This is a genomic window from Bifidobacterium sp. LH_450 (genome assembly GCF_056356715.1).
Genome location: NZ_JBKEUU010000002.1, coordinates 307,015 through 326,200 on the forward strand (window position 1 = coordinate 307,015; position 19,186 = coordinate 326,200).

General features: G+C 65.5%; 13 protein-coding genes. All 13 read left to right on the forward strand.

What is annotated here, in order from left to right; genetic code table 11:
- Positions 1–20 precede the first annotated feature (20 nt).
- The 13 genes from AC1AXT_RS03815 to AC1AXT_RS03875 all read left to right on the forward strand — a co-directional run bounded on the left by AC1AXT_RS03815 (position 21) and on the right by AC1AXT_RS03875 (position 19,184).
- On the forward strand, positions 21–1,358 hold the full coding sequence (locus AC1AXT_RS03815; protein ID WP_476539316.1) for a hypothetical protein: 1,338 nt from the start codon (positions 21–23) through the stop codon (positions 1,356–1,358).
- Positions 1,359–1,566: 208 nt separating this feature from the next.
- Positions 1,567–2,661, forward strand: coding sequence for an N-acetyl-gamma-glutamyl-phosphate reductase (argC, locus tag AC1AXT_RS03820; protein ID WP_476539318.1), 1,095 nt, complete (start codon positions 1,567–1,569; stop codon positions 2,659–2,661).
- Entirely contained in the window at positions 2,658–3,830 is a 1,173-nt protein-coding gene (gene argJ, locus AC1AXT_RS03825) for a bifunctional glutamate N-acetyltransferase/amino-acid acetyltransferase ArgJ (RefSeq protein ID WP_476539320.1), read from the forward strand. Before argC ends, argJ begins: the two co-directional genes overlap by 4 nt.
- Positions 3,831–3,840: 10 nt before the next feature.
- The gene (argB, locus tag AC1AXT_RS03830) at positions 3,841–4,821 is read left to right on the forward strand and encodes an acetylglutamate kinase (RefSeq protein WP_476539322.1); all 981 of its coding nucleotides are present in this window, start codon (positions 3,841–3,843) and stop codon (positions 4,819–4,821) included.
- A 43-nt stretch (positions 4,822–4,864) separates the two neighbouring features.
- Positions 4,865–6,133 carry an acetylornithine transaminase gene (locus tag AC1AXT_RS03835; RefSeq protein ID WP_476539323.1) on the forward strand — a complete coding sequence of 423 codons (1,269 nt, stop codon included), beginning with the start codon at positions 4,865–4,867 and terminating at the stop codon, positions 6,131–6,133.
- Positions 6,134–6,196: 63 nt separating this feature from the next.
- Positions 6,197–7,162 carry an ornithine carbamoyltransferase gene (gene argF / locus AC1AXT_RS03840; protein ID WP_476539325.1) on the forward strand — a complete coding sequence of 322 codons (966 nt, stop codon included), beginning with the start codon at positions 6,197–6,199 and terminating at the stop codon, positions 7,160–7,162.
- Entirely contained in the window at positions 7,162–7,689 is a 528-nt protein-coding gene (argR, locus tag AC1AXT_RS03845) for an arginine repressor (protein ID WP_476539327.1), read from the forward strand. Before argF ends, argR begins: the two co-directional genes overlap by 1 nt.
- A 109-nt stretch (positions 7,690–7,798) precedes the next feature.
- Positions 7,799–9,037, forward strand: a complete 1,239-nt coding sequence (locus AC1AXT_RS03850) for an argininosuccinate synthase (RefSeq protein WP_476539329.1) — start codon at positions 7,799–7,801, stop codon at positions 9,035–9,037.
- Positions 9,038–9,361: 324 nt separating this feature from the next.
- Positions 9,362–9,529, forward strand: a complete 168-nt coding sequence (locus AC1AXT_RS03855) for a hypothetical protein (RefSeq protein ID WP_476539330.1) — start codon at positions 9,362–9,364, stop codon at positions 9,527–9,529.
- An 11-nt stretch (positions 9,530–9,540) separates the two neighbouring features.
- On the forward strand, positions 9,541–12,951 hold the full coding sequence (locus AC1AXT_RS03860) for a helicase-related protein (protein ID WP_476539331.1): 3,411 nt from the start codon (positions 9,541–9,543) through the stop codon (positions 12,949–12,951).
- 68 nt (positions 12,952–13,019) lie between these two features.
- Entirely contained in the window at positions 13,020–13,448 is a 429-nt protein-coding gene (locus AC1AXT_RS03865; RefSeq protein ID WP_476552833.1) for a DUF1156 domain-containing protein, read from the forward strand.
- Entirely contained in the window at positions 13,357–15,777 is a 2,421-nt protein-coding gene (locus tag AC1AXT_RS03870; protein WP_476552831.1) for a DUF1156 domain-containing protein, read from the forward strand. The genes AC1AXT_RS03865 and AC1AXT_RS03870 overlap by 92 nt, the downstream gene beginning before the upstream one ends.
- 17 nt (positions 15,778–15,794) lie before the next feature.
- Entirely contained in the window at positions 15,795–19,184 is a 3,390-nt protein-coding gene (locus AC1AXT_RS03875) for a DUF499 domain-containing protein (RefSeq protein ID WP_476539335.1), read from the forward strand.
- Positions 19,185–19,186 lie beyond the last annotated feature (2 nt).

The following is a 19,186-nucleotide window of genomic DNA, read 5'->3' on the forward strand; positions in this document are numbered from 1 at the left end:
GAGACGATGAAGGGACAGCAATGACAGAACCGGAACAGCCCACCCCGATCGACCCGGCGCCGCGCCGGCCGCGACACGCCGCTCCGGAGCCGCCGTCCCTTCATGAGAACCTCGCGAACCTGACGGTGCCGGAACTGCTCGGCGGCGGCGTCATGCGCGACGAAGCCACGCCGGACGCTTCCGCTTCGGGCGCTTCCGCCGGCGCAGCCGGTGCCGGCGCCGATGGCGCGGCTCCTGCGCCCCCGGCGCCCCCGCAGGCGCAGGAACGCGACGTCGTGTCGGAATCGATCGCCGTCGCCGACGACCCGAACCGCACCGACATCAGCGTCGACCCGTATGAGCATTTCGACGGCAAGGACTTCAAGAAGGCGCCGGACTACGGCGTCTACGCGGCCGCCGTCGACGTCGCCGACGCCGAGAAGCAATCCGACGCGCTCGTGGCCAGTGCGCACCGCCATCAGGAGGAGATTCATTCCGCCGACGAGCTCAACGCGTCCGAAGCGAGCGGCGCGTCCGCCGGCGACGGCAACGCGGACCTCGCCTACGGCGCGAAGGCCAGCGATTTCGGCGCCGACTACAATCCGTACCTGTTCGGCAAGCCGGAGCCGGAAGCGCCCAAGCAGGACCCTGCGCAGGCGGCGGCCGCGCAGCAGGGCCAGCAGCCGAACGGCGCAGCCGCGCAGAATGGCAACGGCAACGGCGGCAACTTCTTCAATCCGTTCGGATTCGGCGGTCCGGTCAACGGCCAGAACGGGCAGAACCCGCAGAACAACGGCCAGCAGGGCCAGTACGGCGCCAACGGCAACCCCAACGCCTCCAACGGCCAGAACGGCGGCTACCAGGGATGGCCGTTCTTCAACCCCTACGGCTTTGGCAATCCCAACGGGCAGGGCATGCCGAACGGCCAGAACGAGCAGAACAACGGGCAGCCGTACGGCCAGCCCTACAACCCGCAGGCCGGCTTCAACGGCCAGCAGTACGGCAACGGCCAGTACGGGCCGAACGGACAGCCTGCAGACGGGCACACGCCGCGCTATATCGGGCGCGTCGACGTCAACGACCCCAACCAGAACCCGCTGTACGGGCACTGGGATTCGAACTCGATCATCGCGTTCATCTTCGCGCTGCTGCTGCCGCTGCCGATCTTCCCGGCGATCATCGGCGGCATCGGCATGTGGCGCACGAAGACGTTCCATATGAAGGGCTGGGGGCTGGCGCTGGCCGCCGTCATCATCAACGTGCTGTATACGATCTTCTATTTCTGGATGATGAAGAACGGCGTGAGCTCCTCCGACCTGTACAGCCAGATGATGCAGATGCTCCAGCAATACGAAAACGGCGGAGGGACGCAAGCCTAGCAGGCGTTTCCCGCAGGCCCGCGCAGCTGCGGGTCCCGCTCTTTTCCAGGCCCCGCCATCATACGGCGGGGCCTTTGCTTTGCCGCCGCGACAGCCGTCCGGCCATTCCCGTTTCGACAGGCGGACGTCCGAAGTGTGATGAATATTATACATTGGTCTGCATAATGTGTATACTGTGTGTGCATACCACGATGGATGGGAGCGATTGATGGAGCAATATAGCGTTGCCGTGGCCGGGGCGACCGGCTACGCAGGAGGGGAGGCGCTGCGGATCCTCGCCGCGCACCCCGATTTCAAGGTCACGTGCGTGGCCGGTCATTCGTCCGCCGGCAGGAAGCTCGGCGAATTCATGCCGCACATCCCGCAGCTCGCCGACATGGTCGTCGAGGATACGACGCCCGAAACGCTCGCCGGGCACGACGTCGTCATCCTCGCGCTGCCGCACGGCGCGTCCGGCGCGCTGGCGGCGCAGCTCGACCCCGATGCCGTCGTCGTCGACCTGGGCGCCGACCACCGCCTCGAGAGCAAGGACGCCTGGGATGCCTACTACGGCGGCGAGTTCTTCCCGCACTGGACGTACGGCATGCCCGAACTGATCGTCGGCAAGGACGCCGGCGGCTCGTACCGCTACCAGCGCGAACAGCTGGCGGGCGCCAAGCGCATCGCCGGCCCCGGCTGCAACGTCACCGCCACGACGCTGGCCCTGCAGCCGGCCATCGCCGAGGGCTTCATCGACCCCAAGACCATCGTCGCCGACCTCGTCGTCGGCTATTCGGGAGCCGGCAAGGCGCTCAAGCGCACGAACCTGCTGGCCGCCGAAGCCATCAACTCCGCCGTGCCGTATTCGGTGGGCGGCACGCACCGGCACATTCCGGAGATCCTGCAGAACTTCGCGCACGCCGCCGGCCGGGACGCCGAAGGGAGTCAAGATTTCACGCTCGCGTTCACGCCGATCCTGGCGCCGATGTCCCGCGGCATCCTCGCCTCGGTCAGCGCCGCGCTGACGCCCGAAGCGCTGGAGCTGTCGGACGGCGAGATCCGCGCCGCCTGGAGCCGCGCCTACGACGGGCAGTATTTCATCAGCCTGCTGCCGGAGGGGATGATGCCGGCAACGCAGAACGTGCTCGGTTCGAACGCCGCCGACGTGCAGATCGCCATCGACCGCCATTCGGGCCGCCTCCATGCGTTCGCGGCGATCGACAACCTCAACCGCGGCACCGCCGGGCAGGCCGTCGAATCGCTCAACCTCGCGATGGGGCTTGAAGAAAACGCAGGATTGACCAAGATTGGAGTGGCACCGTGACAGTAACGTTCGCCAAGGGATTCGCAGCGGCCGGCGTCAGGGCCGGCATTTCCGCCGTCGACGGCAAGAAGGACCTCGCGCTGGTCGTCAACGAAGGCCCGCTGGACGCCGGGGCCGGCGTCTTCACCGCCAACCGCTTCTGCGCCGCGCCGGTGCAGTGGTCGCGCAAGGCCGTCGCCAACGGCCACGTCAAGGCCGTGCTGCTCAACTCGGGCGGCGCCAACGCCTGCACCGGCGCCGAAGGGTACCGCCAGAGCGAGGAAAGCGCGGCCTGCGTGGCCGGCCTCGTCGGCTGCGAGGCGAACGACGTCGCCGTGTGCTCCACCGGGCTGATCGGCGAGCTGCTGCCGCTGGACAAGGTGCTCGCCGGCGCCAGGGACGCCTACGCGGCCATCGAGGCCAGCGAGCAGGCCGGGGACGACGCCGCGCACGCGATCATGACCACCGACACGAAGCCCAAGACGGTGGCGGCCTCCAGCGAGGCCGGCTACCGCATCGGCGGCATGGTCAAGGGCTCGGGGATGATCGCCCCGCAGCTGGCGACGATGCTGTGCGTCATCACGACCGACGCCGTCGTGTCGGCCGGACAGTGCCAGGCGGCGCTGTGCCAGGCGTGCGACACGACGTTCAACCGCATCGACGTCGACGGCTGCATGTCGACGAACGACACGGTGCTGCTGCTCGCCTCCGGCGCCAGCGGCGTCGAGCCGGACCCGGACGAGTTCAACCGCATGGTGGCCGAGTGCTGCGCGTCGCTGTCGCAGCAGATCGTCGGCGACGGCGAAGGCTCGAGCCACACGATCGAGATCAACGTGGCCGGCGCCACGAGCGTCGACGCCGCGCTGGCATGCGGGCGCGCCGTGGCCGCCTCGAACCTGCTCAAGTGCGCCATCTCCGGCAACGACCCCAACTGGGGGCGCATCGTCTCGTCGCTGGGCACCGTTCCCGCCGACGTCGCCCCGTACAACCCCGACGACGTGACCGTCGACGTCAACGGCGTGCGCATCTGCGACGGCGGCAAGCCCGGCGCCGACCGCAGCGAGGTCGACATGACGCCGCGCGCCATCGTCATCGACATCGACCTGAAGGCCGGAAGCGAACGCGCCACCGTGTGGACCGACGACCTGACCCATGAATACGTGCACATCAACGCCGACTACGAAAGCTGAACGAAGCGCCATGCAATACGAAGGCAATGACGGGCGCGGGCCGCTGCGCGGTCCCGGGTACCATCTGGACGTCCATACCGACCTGACCGCCGAACAGAAGGCCGAAGTGCTGATCGAGGCGCTGCCGTGGCTCGAGGAGTTCGCCGGCCAGCGCATCGTCGTCAAGTACGGCGGCAACGCGATGGTCGACGACAAGCTCAAGGCCGCGTTCGCCGAGGACATGGTGTTCCTGCGCCAGGTCGGCATGCACCCGGTCGTCGTGCATGGGGGAGGCCCGCAGATCTCCCACATGCTCAAGGCGTTGGGCATCCATTCCGAATTCCGCGGCGGCCTGCGCGTCACCACCCCCGAGGCGATGGACGTCGTGCGCATGGTGCTCACCGGCAAGGTGTCGCGCGAGCTCGTCGGCCTGATCAACGCCCACGGCCCGTTCGCCGTCGGCCTGTCGGGCGAGGACGGCGCGCTGTTCTCCGCCACGCAGCGCAAGCCCGTCATCGACGGCAAGCCCACCGACATCGGCCTGGTCGGCGACGTCGTCGGCGTCGACGCCTCGGCCGTCGAGGACCTCATCAACGCCGGGCGCATCCCGGTCGTCTCGTCGGTGGCCCCGAACGAGGACGACGCCACCGAAGTGCTCAACGTCAACGCGGATTCGGCCGCCGGCGCCCTCGCGTCGGCCCTGGGCGCGCAGAAGCTCGTCATCCTCACCGACGTCGACGGCCTGTACGCCGACTGGCCGGACCGCAACTCGCTCGTCGGGCGCATCGGCGTCGAGGACCTGCGCCGGCTGATGCCGGACCTCGAGTCGGGGATGCGGCCGAAAATGGAGGCATGCATCCGCGCCATCGACGGCGGCGTGCAGCAGGCGCACATCATCGACGGCCGCAAGCCGCACTCGATCCTCAACGAGATCTTCACCACCGACGGCATCGGCACGATGATCGAGCCGGGCATCGGCGTCGAGATGCGCGGCGACTACGGCAGGAAATAGCACGGCCGCGAACCAAACGGCAGGCAACCAAAGGAGGGCCGCAATGGCCACGAACAACGAAACCTGGCTCGATGAATACGAGCAGGTCCACATGAACGTATTCGGCAAGCCGCTGCGGGTGATGGACCATGGCAAGGGCACCCGCATCTGGGACGTCGACGGCAACGAATACCTCGACTTCCTGGCGGGCATCGCCGTCAACGCCATCGGATACGCCAACCCGGCGTGGGTCAAGGCCGTTTCCGAGCAGGCCGCCAAGTGCGCCCACGTGAGCAACTACTTCGCCACGCCGGTGCAGATCGAGCTGGCCGAACGGCTCGTCAAGCTGGCCGGCGCACCGGAAGGCTCGCACGTCTACTTCGCCAACTCGGGCGCCGAAGCCAACGAGGCGGCGCTCAAGCTCGCCAAGCTGCACGGCGACACGATGGCCGGGGCGCTGCCGGACATCGGCGGCAAGCCGGCGCGCATCATCGCGCTGACCCACGGCTTCCACGGCCGCACGATGGGCGCGCTGTCGGCGACCTGGAAGCCGGCGATCCGCAAGCCGTTCGAGCCGCTCGTGCCGAACGTCGAATTCGTCGAGGCAGGCGACCTCCAGGCGATGCACGACGCGTTCGCCGAAACCGGCCAGGGCCCCTACGCCCGCGGGCCGGTCGCCGCCGTCATCATGGAGCTCGTGCAGGGCGAGGCCGGCGTGCTGCCGATGGACCCCTGCTATGTGCAGGGCGTGCGCAAGCTGTGCGACGAGCACGGCGCGCTGCTCATCGTCGACGAGGTGCAGACCGGCATCGGCCGCACCGGCTCGTGGTTCGCGTTCCAGCGCGAGGACCTCGGGGGAGTGACGCCCGACGTCGTCAGCTTCGCCAAGGGCGTCGCCGGCGGCTTCCCGATGGGCGGCATCATCGCCTTCGGCCCGGAAGTCTCGGGCCTGTTCACCCCCGGCTCGCACGGCTCGACGTTCGCCGGCAACCCGCTGGGCGCGGCCGCCGCGCTGGCTACGCTCGACGTCATCGAGTCCGAGGATCTCGTCGCCAACGCCGAAGCGCGCGGCGAGCAGCTGCGCGCGGCGATCGGCGCATGCGGCAACCCGCTGTTCGCCGGTGTGCGCGGCCGCGGCCTGCTCAACGCCGTGCTGCTCAAGCGCCCCTGCGCCCACGCGGCGATGGAATGGTGCCTCGAGCACGGCCTGATCGTCAACGCCGTCGCCCCCGACGCCATCCGCCTGGCGCCGCCGCTGGTCGTGACGGCGCAGGAAGTCGACGAAGCCGTCGCGATCCTCGCGAAGGTCCCCGCCGATCTCAAGCTCGACTGAGCCGAAAAAAAATCTTGAATCCATAACCCAACCCAACCCCAAACCCAAGCCGAAGGAGGCACCATGGCCGGAACGCTGCGCCACATGCTGCGCGACGACGACGTGAACCACGAGGAACAGAAGCAGATCCTCGAACTCGGAATGAAATTCCGCGAGGACCGCTTTTACCACCAGCCGTTTGCCGGGCCGCAGGGCGTCGCCGTGCTCTTCGACAAGCCGAGCACCCGCACCCGCTCCAGCTTCTCGATCGGCGTGGCGGAACTGGGCGGCTACCCGCTGGTCATCGACAAGTCCGGCTCCCAGCTGGGCCGCGGCGAGCCGGTCGCCGACACCGCGCGCGTGCTTACCCGCATGGCGTACGGCATCGTCTGGCGCACGTTCGGCCAGGATCGCGTCGAGGAGATGGCGAAGTACGCCACGGTACCGGTCGTCAACGCGCTGACCGACGAATTCCACCCGTGCCAGGTGCTCGCCGACTTCCTGACGATCGCGCAGCACAAGGGCGGCGTGGACGCGCTGGAAGGCATGACGATCGCCTACCTCGGCGACGCGGCCAACAACATGGCCAATTCGTACCTGCTTGCCGGCGCCGTCGCCGGCATGCATGTGCGCGTCGCCGGCCCGCAGGGCTTCCTGCCGGATCCGCAGATCGTGGCGGACGCCGAGCGCCTCGCCGCCGAAAACGGCGGCTCGATCCTCGTGACGACCGACGCCGCCGAAGCGGTGAAGGACGCCGACTGCGTGTTCACCGATACGTGGGTGTCGATGGGCGAGGAAGGCGAATACGACGTGCGCTCCAAGCCGTTCTGGCCCTACCAGGTCAATGCCGAGCTCATGGCGCTGGCCAAGCCCGACGCGCTGTTCCAGCACTGCCTGCCGGCGTACCGCGGCAAGGAGGTGACCGCCGAGGTCATCGACGGGCCGCAGTCGGTGGTGTGGGACGAAGCCGAAAACCGCCTGCACGCCCAGAAGGCGCTGCTCACCTGGCTGATCGGCCAGCAGCGCGGCGACGAAAGCCTGCTGAAGTAATGACCGCCGAAGCAACCACGGCGGCGTCCGGGGCGGAGTCGACGCCCCGGCGCCGCCCGGCGACGCGCACGGCCAGGCTGAGCGCCATCGAGCAGGCGCTGGAGGCCCACGTCGTCACGTCGCAGTCGCAGCTGTCCGACATCCTCGCCTCGCAGGGCATCGAGGTGACGCAGGCGACGCTGAGCCGCGACCTGGACGAAATGGGCGCCGTGAAGACGCGCCTGGCAGACGGCGCCGTCGCCTACACGCTCGCCGACCGCGAGCCGGAGGGCGCCGACGGCGACGGGAAGGCCGACGCCCACACGGCGCGCGTGCTGTCGGGGCTGGTGACGTCGGTGGCGCGGGCGAACAACCTCGTCGTCGTGCACACGTCGAGCGGCGCCGCGCAGTACGTCGGCTCCGTCGTCGACCGGCAGTCGGCGGACGGGGTGCTGGGCACCATCGCCGGCGACGATACCGTCATGATCATCTGCGCAAGCGACGACGTGGCGGCCCGGCGCGCGGACTGGCTGCTCAACATCGCCTAGCCGGGCGCGAAACGCCGCCACGGACAAATCTTGCATAAATATACAGAGCGTTGTATAAAGTGGGGCTCATTGCTGAGCGACACGAACGCAACCGAACGAAAGGGAAACCATGAGCGACAAGAACCGCATCGTGCTGGCCTATTCCGGCGGCCTCGACACCTCGGTGGCCATTCCGTACCTGAAGGACCGCACCGGCAAGGACGTCGTCGCCGTCTCGCTCGACGTCGGCCAGGGTGGCGAAAGCCTGGAAACGATCAAGGAGCGCGCGCTGGCGTGCGGCGCCGTCGAGGCCTATGTCGTCGACGCGCGCGATGAATTCGCCGAGGAATACTGCATGATGGCCCTCAAGGCCAACGCCATGTACGAGGACGTGTACCCGCTCGTCTCGGCCATTTCGCGCCCGCTGATCACCAAGCACCTCGTGCGCGCCGCCCACCAGTTCGGCGCCGACACGATCGCCCACGGCTGCACCGGCAAGGGCAACGACCAGGTGCGCTTCGAGGTGTCGATCCAGTCGATCGACCCCGAACTCAAGGCCATCAGCCCGATCCGCGACCTGTCGCTGACGCGCGACGTCGAGATCGCCTACGCCAACGACCACAAGCTGCCGATCGTGCAGACCGAGAAGAGCCCGTTCTCGATCGACCAGAACGTGTGGGGCCGCGCCATCGAGACCGGCTTCCTCGAGGATCCGTGGAACGCGCCGACCAAGGACTGCTACTCCTACACCGACGATCCGGACTTCCCGCCGGTCGAGGACGAGGTCGTCATCGAGTTCAAGCAGGGCATCCCGGTCAAGATCGACGGCCGCGACGTCACGCCGCTTGAAGCCATCGAGGAGATGAACCGCCGCGCCGGCGCCCAGGGCATCGGCCGCGTCGACATCATCGAGGACCGCCTCGTCGGCATCAAGAGCCGCGAGCTGTACGAAGCGCCGGGCGCCATCGCGCTGATCACCGCGCACAAGGAGCTCGAGAACATGTGCCTCGAGCGCGAGCAGCACCGCATCAAGCGCGACATCGACAAGCGCTGGGCCGAGCTCGTCTACGACGCGCAGTGGTTCAGCCCCGCCGTCAAGTCGCTCAACGCGTTCATCAACGACACCCAGCAGTACGTGTCCGGCGAGATCCGCATGGTGCTGCACGGCGGCCGCGCCGTCGTCGTCGGGCGCCGCTCCGACTCGTCGCTGTACGACTACAACCTCGCCACCTACGATTCTGGCGATTCGTTCGACCAGAACGCCTCCAACGGCTTCATCGAGATCTATGGCCTGCCGAGCAAGGTCGCCGCTGCGCGCGACGTGAAGTTCGGCAATGGCATCGAAGTGCCGGACAACGACGTGGAGTAGCCACTGCGCCGTTGCCATTCGACAGCCCCTCCGCACCTCGCGGAGGGGCTTTTTCGTTTCAGCGGCAAGCGCCACGAAAAGCAGCAGCATGCCATCTCAGGAATGGCGTGCTCCTGCATCAGCGCCCACCGCGAACCTGCTGAAAAAATGCCATAATCCTACATCAGGAAGCACCGTAATCCTGCATTAGGGATTGCCGCAATCCTACATTGAGCCTCGCGGATGCCGCCTGGGACAACGGATGCGCACTGGAAGGGGGCGCCCCCGAGAGTATCGCGGGTCACGAGCTGAATGAGCTATTCTTCTGGTATGAAGGAGGCAGTCATGACGCAGGTTCTTCATCCTATGAAAGCGCCGTACCTGATGCGTGAAGACGGCACCGTGGTCGAGCTATCGGGGGAGGAAGCCGAACGCATCGAGCGTGACAAGAAACGCGAAGCGCGTTTGGCGATGCGAGATCTCGCCGAGGACCTCGGTCTCTACGAACTATAGGGACCGTAAAAATGTCCCGTTCTACAGGAAAGAGATTCCATGCGTCCAACGATGGGTTCCGGCTGGCGTGGGATGCGTTGAGGCTGCGCAATCTTGCGGCGTACGAGCCGATGGCCGCGGTGGAATCGTCGGCAATCCAGCCGCTTCCGCACCAGATTCGCGCCGTGTACGACGATTTGCTGCCCAAGGTCCCTCTGCGCTTCCTGCTGGCCGACGATCCGGGTGCAGGCAAGACCGTCATGGCAGGCCTGTACATCAAGGAGATGCTCATGCGCGGCGCCGCAGAACGAGTCGCCATCGTCGTGCCCGGCGGCCTGGCCGAGCAATGGCAACGAGAGCTGCATGAGAAATTCAACCTCGATTTCATGGTGTTCTCGCCGACGATGTCCCTTGCGGCCGCCGCAGCGGCAAGCGAAACCGACGGCGTTTCCGCCGCAGAGCATATGACGGCCGTTTCGGCGGCATCTGCCGCCAAAACGGCCAGCGGCATCGCCAATCCATTTGCCGCCTGCCCGAGGCTGATCCTGCGCATGGACCAGATTGCCCGCAACGACGACTATATGGCATGGCTGCGCGACGTGCATTGGGACATCGCCATCGTCGATGAAGCCCATCGCATGAGCGCGACATTCCGCAACGCCGACGGGGCCATGGAACGCACCAGCCGGTTCAAGCTCGGGGAGGTGCTGGCATCCACTGCGGAGAACCTGCTGCTGATGACGGCCACGCCGCATGCCGGCAAGGAAGAGGACTTCCAGCTGTTCATGAGCCTCCTGGATCCGGACAGGTTCGCCGGCCGCTATACGGCAAGCCGGCATCGCCAGACCGACACGGCCGGACTGATGCGCCGCATGGTCAAGGAGGACATGCGCACGTTCGGCGGCGAACCGCTGTTCCCGCCAAGGCATGCGCAAAGCGTGGCATATGAATTGAGCGAGGAAGAGGCGGCGCTGTACGGCAACGTCACGGCTTACGTGCGTACGGGCTTCAACGCCATCGACCGGATCCGAAGCATCGGGAATGGCCGCGGCAACGCCATCGGCTTCGCGTTGACGATGCTGCAGCGGCGCCTCGCATCGAGCCCCGAAGCGGTCCTCCGGTCGCTTGAGCGGCGCCGGGAGCGCCTGCGCTCGCTGCGCGCTCGCGTAGCGGCGAATCCTGCTGCGCTTGACGATGCCTTTTCCTCCGACGAGGGCTCTGCTGCCGGCTCATTGAGCGTGGAACGGTTCGACGACCGCTGGGACAATGCCGGCGACGAAGCGCGCACGCGGCTGGAGGAACAGGCGTCCGACGTGGAATACGGCGCCACCTGGGCGTCGTCGCTGGCTGAACTGGATGGCGAACTGCGCCAGCTTGACGCATTGGTGAAGCAGGCCCGCGACGTGCGCGCATCCGGCGTCGACGCGAAATGGATGCAGCTCGCCGACCTCCTGCAGCGCAACGTGCTGGATGAGGTGGGGGAGCATCACAAGCTGATCGTATTCACCGAGCATCGCGATACGCTTGACTATCTGCAGCGCCGCATCGCGAACCTGCTGGGGCGCCCCGAAGCGGTGGAGACCATTCACGGCGGCATGACGCATGCCGAGCGCGAAGCCGTGCAGCAAAGGTTCTCGGCCGATCCGTCCGTGCGCATCCTCGTAGCGACGGATGCCGCTGGCGAAGGGCTCAACCTGCAATGCGCCGACATCGTCATCAACTACGACCTGCCGTGGAATCCGAACCGCATCGAACAGCGGTTCGGCCGCATCCACCGCATCGGCCAGCGCCGGCCGTGCTTCCTGTTCAACATGGTGGCCAAGAACACGCGCGAAGGCGACGTCTACATCCGCCTGCTCGACAAGATCGCCACCATCGGCAACGCCTACGAAGGGCGCCTGTTCAACGTGCTGGGCGACGGCAAGGCGTTCGACGGCAAGCCATTGCGCGAGCTGATGATCGAAGCAATCCGCCATGGCGACGAGCCGGCGCAGGGCGAGCGGCTGCAGCAGGCCGTTGAGGAAGGCGTTGTGCAATCGCTGGCCAAGCTTGCCGATGAGAGGGCTCTCGTCACCGGTTTCGGGGATGCGGATTTGCGCGACGTGCGCCACGCATTGGCGTCGGAACAGGAGCGTCGCCAGCAGCCTGCCGCGGTAGGCGCGTTTGCGTTCGCCGCGTTCCGCGAGCTTGGCGTTTCCTTCCATGCGCGGGAAACCGGATTATGGGAGATTTCCCGGATTCCGGCCCGGGTGCGCAAGGCAGCTTCATGCGCCGGCTGCGAGTTGCCACGCTCCTACCGCCGCGTTGCGTTCGACCCGGACGTCGCCGGCGACGGCATCGAATTGCTCGCTCCGGGCCATCCATTGCTGGATGCGTGCATCCATCTGGTTGCCGAACGGTACGGCAGCCTGCTGGACCAAGGCGCCGTATTCGTCGACAGGACCGAGAACCAGCCGGACTCGGTCCGGTTTGTCGCGGCCGTTTCCCATGGCGTCGCCGACGAAGAAGGGCGGCTTGTTGACGGCCGGTTCGACTACGTGGCATGGGACGCCGGCGGTGAGGCGAGGCTTTGCGCGGCGCCGGCGCTCGCCGATTTCGCCATGCCCGCGGATGGCGAATGGGAACGCATCGAAGCGCTGCTTTCCGGCATCGGTGCCGCTGCCGGCATCGACAGCGCCGTCAAAGCCCAAGATTCAGCTGCCGCACAACGACTTGAAAAGGCGGCCAACAGCCGACGTCGCCATGAATACGACCAGATTGACCGGCGGCTCAGCGCGGAAAGCAACTTCTGGTGGGGCAAATGCAACGAACTCAAGGAGGACTTGCGTAAAGGTAGGACCGTATCGATGCGGCCGGCGTATGCCCAGGAGAAAGCGGAGCAGTTCGAGGCACGCCGCAACGAGCGGCTGGCGCAGCTGGCTGAACCGGTGCATCGGCAGCCTGCAGCCCCGGTAGTGCATGGCATCGTGGCAATCGTGCCCGGCCATATGCTGCAGGCTGAAGAAGGCGATGCTGCTGCGCATGCCAAGGACGTGCAGCTCGTCGACGAGCGCGCGGTGGCTGCCGTCATGGCTGCCGAACGCGCGGCCGGCCGCGCGCCGGTGGAGATGCCGCACAACAACCCAGGGTATGATATCCGCTCCGAGGATGCCGATGGCAATGTGCTGTTCATCGAGGTGAAGGGCCGTATTGCCGAGCCTGAACCGCAGGACTTCGTCATTACGCGCACCGAGATGCGCATGGCCGTCGACATGGGCGGCCAATACCGCCTGGCGCTGGTGAAGGTCAGCCCGGATGGTCCCCAGGCGGATGAGCTGCGCTATGTGCGGCGCCCGTTTGGCGCGGGGGACGTTCTCGGCGAGGACTTCCTCAAGGCGACGCCAAAGTTCAAGCCGTTCTGGGAGCGAGGAGAGGTGCCAGGTTCCAGCGCCGTGATAAGTTAAACGCGACGCCAATAAACGAGGATGGTTACATTGGCGCCGCGTAAGGACAACCAACGGGAGCGTGGACTATGGGCGGCGATGGCCGGGTAAAGAAACTCATCGAAACCGGATTGCCGCTGCAGGCCATCAACAAGGAATCGGCCCGCGAGAAGTCGATTCGCCACGGCCATCCCTCTACGCTCCACTTGTATTGGGCGCGCCGACCTCTGGCAACGACGCGGTCGGTGCTATTCGCACAGCTCGTCGACGACCCGTCGGCCCATCCGGACAGGTTCCCGACGCAGGAGGCGCAGGACAGGGAACGCCAGCGTCTGTGGGACATCATGGAGCGGCTGGCCGTGTGGGAGAACATCCACGATGCCGGGCTCTACCGCGAGGCGCATGAAGCGATAGCAGACTCATGCGGTGACAACGTCAAGGTCCTCGATCCGTTCGCGGGGGGGGGGTGCTATCCCGCTGGAAGCGCAGCGGCTTGGGCTGCATGCGGTAGCCTCTGACCTCAATCCGCTGTCGGTCATTCTCAATAAGGCCGAAATCGATTTTCCTTCCCGTTTCTGCAACCAGCCGTCGGTGCATCCGACCGAAGGCGCCCGTGCCTGCAACAAGGGCACCGGCTTGGCCGACGACATTCGCTATTATGGCCAGCGCCTGCGTGATGCGGCATATGAGAAGATCGGCCATCTCTATCCCACGGTGACCGACGATGAAGGGCAGGAACGCACCGTCATCGCGTGGATCTGGGCACGGACCGTAACGAACCCGAACCCTGCGAACCCGGTGCAGGTGCCGCTCGTCCGCTCATGGTGGCTGAGCAAGAAGAAAGGCAAGGAAGCTTGGATTGAACCGGTCATCAACGGCAATGAGATTACCTATGTCGTGCGCCATGATGCCAACGGGCCGAAAGGCGACGATGAGGGAACGGTCAATCGCCGAGGCGCGAAATCAATCATCGATGGAACCCCGATAGATTTCAAGTACATACGCCAGGAAGGCAAAGAAGGACGTATTGGGTTCTCTCTGATTGCTATCGTAGCGGAAGGGAACGGAGGCCGTTTATACCTGAGTCCTTCTTCGAATCAGGCAGAAATAGCAGCTGTAAAGGAACCAACAGATGCTCCTCAGGAGGATTTGCCGCTAAAGGCCTTGTCGTTCCGTGTCCAGGAATACGGGCATAAGCAGTGGAAGGATCTCTTCTCGCCCCGGCAGTTGACGGCGTTGACGACGTTGGCGGATCTGATTCCGCGGATTCGTGAGGAAGTGCTGGCCGACGCGCTCGCAGCCGGCATGCCGGAAGGGGAGCGTCTGGATGACGGCGGCAGTGGCGCGCAAGCCTACGCCGATGCTGTCAGCGTCTATTTGGCGCTCGCTGTGAGTCGTCAAACCGATTATGAATCAAGCATCTGTACTTGGAATAGCGCGCGAGATTTGGTTCGCAATGTTTTCGGTCGCCAAGCCATACCCATGGCTTGGGATTTTGCGGAGGTGAACCCCTTCTCATCCAAGGCGGGAAATTTCATGAGCCAAATCGGATGGGTTTCAGGTGCGGTAGAGACGCTACCTGCACAGCCGCGAGGCTACGTCGAGCAGGCGGATGCGATGACTCGGTCGTATGCAGGCGTCGTTGTTTCCACCGATCCGCCATACTATGACAATATCGGCTATTCCGATTTGTCCGACTACTTCTATGTGTGGCTCCGGAAGATGCTCGAGCCGATTGTGCCGTCATTGGTACGCACCTCGCTGACGCCGAAAGCGCAAGAACTCGTTGCCAATCCCTACCGGCATGACGGCAAGGAGGGAGCCGCGAAATTCTTTGAAGAGGGATTCGGCGAAGTCTTTGCCAAGGTGCGTGAAGACGCCAATACCGACATCCCGATGACTGTGTACTACGCCTATAAGCAGAAGGATTCCAAGGACGGAACTTCAAGCGGTTGGTACACGTTGCTCGAGGGACTCATCAATGCCGGTTGGGAAGTAACCGCTACATGGCCTGTACGGAGTGAGCGCAACGGCCGTCTGATTGGCATAGGCACCAATTCATTGGCTTCCTCCATTGTGCTTGCCTGCCGTCCACGTCCTGTGGATGCGCCAACCACGACGCTGCGTGCATTCAGCATGCTGCTCAAGCAAGAACTGTCGGCGGCCATCACCACGCTGCTCGCATCCGGCATCGATCCGGTGGACATGAACCAGGCCGCCATCGGCCCGGGCATCAGCGTCTATTCGCGCTTCTCGAAAGTGCGCGAAGCGAACGGGGAAGCGATGGGTGTCAAGAAGGCGCTGGAACTCATCAACGCCACGCTGGATGAAGTGCTTGGCGATGACGACGTCGACTACGACGCGGACACGCGCTTCGCCGTCCGCTGGTACCAGCAATACGGCTGGGGCAAGGAGGACTCCGGCATCGTCGACCAGCTGTCGCTGAGTTGCGGCACGACCTTGGCCAGCCTGCGCCGCGGCGGCATTCTCGATACCGCTGGCGGATACGCGCGCCTGCTGCCTCCCAAGGAACTCGGGGAGCAGTGGGACGTGCACCACGATCCGCAGATCAGCCTATGGGAAGCGCTGATGCGGCTGGCCGGCATCTTCGAAAAGCAGGGTGGCGACGCCGTCATCGACGCGATGGCTGCGCTGGACAACCGGGTGTCGCTCGACCAGGTCCATATGCTCGGGTTCCGCATGTACCACGAAGCCGACAAGGCCGGGGATGTCGAAGGCGCTCTGGCGCTCAACAACCTGATGCAAAGCTGGGACGATCTGGCTGACATGGCGATGCAGCGCGACGCCAGCGGGCTGGAGGATACGCAGGGCGAACTGGGCCTGTAAACCGAGGGGAGCGGATTATGGCGATGACCAACAAGGAACGTGTCGGCAAGGGGCTCGACGTGCTGGCCGAAGGGCTGCGAGGGCCCGTCGACAAGGTCATGAGCGCGAAATTCGGCACGCCTGACTGGGACAAGGCATGGCAGCGCGAGCAGTTCATGCGCAATGGCAGCACGCTGCAGATCGGCAAGGACGACGTGGCCGTCATGCTGCGCGCCATCACCGACTTCGGCAAGCTGTTCAATGGCATCCTCACCCGGCCGCAGCAGGCCTATGCCTCCGAGCTGCGCGAAACGCGCAACCAGTGGGCGCACAGCACGACGATGTCGTCCGACGATGCGCTGCGCGCGCTCAACACGATGGAGCTGCTGCTCAAGGCGCTCGGCGATGACGAGCATGCCGGCGAAGTCAGGAAGCTTTGGGAGACGCTGCGCAGGACCGTCGACAGCGGCGAAGTCCGTGCCGCACAGTCCACGAAGGCGTTCCAGCTCGGCCCCGAACAGGGTCTGAAACCCTGGCGCGAGGTCATCAAGCCGCATAAGGAAGTGCTCAACGGCACGCTCGCGGCATCCCAATTCGCCGCGAACCTCTACGACGTCGCCGTATCGAAGGAGGCTGCCAAGCCCGGCAACGACTATGGCGATCCGCGCATGTTCTTCGACCGCACCTACCTGACCGAAGGGCTCAAGGACCTGCTGTCCCGCGCCGTGCGCCGCATCGTAGGCGATGGCGGAGGCTCGCCGGTCGTGAACCTGCAGACGAATTTCGGCGGCGGCAAAACGCATTCGCTGCTCGCGCTCTACCACCTGTTCGGCGACCTGGAACTCAGGTACCTGTCCGGAGAGGTGCAGGAACTGGTCAAGCAGGTCGAGGCGCCGCAATGGCATCCGGGCGACGTGGCCAGGGTCGCCTTGGTCGGTACGGCATTGAACGCCAGCAAGCCGGTCGTCAAGCCCGACGGCACGCAGGTGCATACGATCTGGGGCGAGCTGGCATGGCAGCTCGGCGGCGCCGAAGCCTATGAGATGGTGCGCGCCAACGATCTGGACGGCACGAACCCCGGCTACATCGTGCGCGACCTGCTTGCCAAGTACGGTCCGGCGCTCATTCTCATCGACGAATGGGCTGCCTATGCGCAGCAGCTCGTCGGCCGCGACGACCTGCCGGCCGGGACGTTCGAAAACCAATTCGCGTTCGCACAGACGCTCACCGAAGCCGTATCCGCGTCGCCCCACTCGATGCTCGTCGTGTCGGTGCCGGCCGGGGAAAGCGGCAAGGCGCATGACAGCGAAACCGGCGGCGACAACGGGCGCATCGCCATCGAACGGCTGCAGAAGGTGGTCGGGCGCACGGCGGACCAATGGCGCCCGAGCTCGCGTGACGAATCCTTTGAAATCGTGCGCAAGCGGCTGTTCGAGGAACCGGACGCCGAGAATCTCAAATCCATTGCCGTAACGGCGGCGCAGTTCCTCGCCATGTACCGCAAGGCGCCGGGCGCGTTCCCCACCGACGCCGGCAAGGAGGAATATGCCCAGCGCATCCGAAGCTCGTATCCGCTGCACCCCGAACTGCTGGACCGGCTGTATGAAGACTGGTCGACGCTGGAGAACTTCCAGCGCACGCGCGGCGTGCTGACGCTCGTTTCCGCGCTGATCCGGGCGCTCTGGAAATCGAACGACGCCAACCCGCTGATCCTGCCGGGCAACGTGCCGCTGGAAACGGCCGAAGTCAACTCGCAGTTCACGCAGTATCTGGCCGATGGCTGGAAGCCGGTCATCGAGGCCGACGTCGCCGGTCCGGATTCGTCGGCCGCGCTCGTCGACCTCGCCAAGCCGGCGTTCGGCAGCCGCCACCTTGCGCAGCGCGTCGCGCGGACGATATTCCTCGATTCGGCGCCGCTGACCGGGCTGGCGACGAAGGGCGTGGACGGCAAGTCCACGTGGCTGGGCACGGCGATGCCGGCCGACATTCCGGGCAACTTCATTCCGGCGCTTGAGGCGCTGAAGGAGAAGTCGACGTATTTCCTCAACGAGGATGGCCGCTTCCGCTACAGCCTGCAGCCGTCGCTGCAGAAAACGGCGAAGGACTATGCGGACCGCCTGCGCGACGACCCTGCACGGGTCGACCGTGAAATCGTCGACCGGCTGCAGCGTGAAAGCCAGCGCGGGCGTTCCGGCCTGTTCCGGCGCGTCACGATAGCTCCCGAACAGTCAAGCGACGTGGCCGATGCCGATGAAGCCACGCTGGTCATCATGCACCCGCGATACACCGTGGAGCGCAGGGGGCTGGCGGATTCCGCCGGCATGGCCTGGGCGCAGGAAGCGATACAGACGCGCGGCACGGCGCAGCGGGTCAACCGCAATATGCTCCTGTTTCTCGCTGCCGAAACGACGGCGATGGAAAGCGTGCAGTCGGCGGCGCGCCAATACCTGGCGTGGCAGCGCATCGTCGACCAGCAGATGGAACTGAACCTGACAGCACAGCAGGTCGAGCAGGCGAAAGCCAATGCGCAGCGCCACGAACGGTCGCTGGAGGAGCGGCTCGCCAAAGCCTATGGCACCTGCCTGGTGCCGGTACAGCAGCCGGGCAGCGTCGTGACGCTGGAAGCCGAACGTATCGGCGAAGGCGGCGGCGATGCATCGATGGCGCAGCGGGCCAGCACGAAGCTGCGTGCATCGGAACTGCTCATCGAAAACATCGATTCGGGAATGCTGTGGCTGGACGTGTGCGGCAATCTTGCGTCGGCGTTCTCGCATGGCGCCATTTCCGCCGGCGCGGTGTGGGACGCCATCGCGCGCTTCCCATACATGCCGCGGCTGGTTAGCCGCGCGGTGCTGGAGGATTCGCTGCATGGGCTCGAGGACAGCGTGCCTACCGCCGATGAACGGTTCGCGTTGGCGGCGGGACGCGACGATGCCACGGGACGCTTCCGCCAGCTTGCGGTGCCGGGCGAGACCGACGTGCCTACCGCAACGATGGCCATCACCGACGGGACGCTGCTGGTGCAATGGGATGCGGCAATGGCGCAGGTGGAAGCGGACAGGCAGGCGCAGGAGGAAGCCAAACGCAAGACGCCTGAGAACCCTTCGGGCAATGACTCCGGAGAATCCCAAGCGGAAAACGCCGGCGACTGTGGAACGCAGCCTCCGGCAGCGGAACCGCAAGCCCCGGCGCCGATTCGGTATTTCGCTACCGTGGACCTCGGCGACGGCATCGACAACAAGCTGCTCAACAAAATCAACGAACAGGTCCTCGACCAGCTGAGGTTCGGCAACGGTTCCGTGCGGCTGACGCTGGAAATAGAATCCAGCGCGAAGGATGCGCAAGGGTTCTCGGATGCGACGCAAAAGCAGGTGGAGGATGGCAGCCGCAAGCTCGGGTTCGCTCAGTTCGGATTCGAGGACGACTAGCG

Coding starts and splice junctions, on each gene's coding strand:
- AC1AXT_RS03815 (WP_476539316.1), top strand. CDS start 21: ATGACAGAACCGGAACAGCCCACCCCGATCGACCCGGCGCCGCGCCGG.
- argC (WP_476539318.1), top strand. CDS start 1,567: ATGGAGCAATATAGCGTTGCCGTGGCCGGGGCGACCGGCTACGCAGGA.
- argB (WP_476539322.1), top strand. CDS start 3,841: ATGCAATACGAAGGCAATGACGGGCGCGGGCCGCTGCGCGGTCCCGGG.
- AC1AXT_RS03835 (WP_476539323.1), top strand. CDS start 4,865: ATGGCCACGAACAACGAAACCTGGCTCGATGAATACGAGCAGGTCCAC.
- argF (WP_476539325.1), top strand. CDS start 6,197: ATGGCCGGAACGCTGCGCCACATGCTGCGCGACGACGACGTGAACCAC.
- argR (WP_476539327.1), top strand. CDS start 7,162: ATGACCGCCGAAGCAACCACGGCGGCGTCCGGGGCGGAGTCGACGCCC.
- AC1AXT_RS03850 (WP_476539329.1), top strand. CDS start 7,799: ATGAGCGACAAGAACCGCATCGTGCTGGCCTATTCCGGCGGCCTCGAC.
- AC1AXT_RS03855 (WP_476539330.1), top strand. CDS start 9,362: ATGACGCAGGTTCTTCATCCTATGAAAGCGCCGTACCTGATGCGTGAA.
- AC1AXT_RS03860 (WP_476539331.1), top strand. CDS start 9,541: ATGTCCCGTTCTACAGGAAAGAGATTCCATGCGTCCAACGATGGGTTC.
- AC1AXT_RS03865 (WP_476552833.1), top strand. CDS start 13,020: ATGGGCGGCGATGGCCGGGTAAAGAAACTCATCGAAACCGGATTGCCG.
- AC1AXT_RS03875 (WP_476539335.1), top strand. CDS start 15,795: ATGGCGATGACCAACAAGGAACGTGTCGGCAAGGGGCTCGACGTGCTG.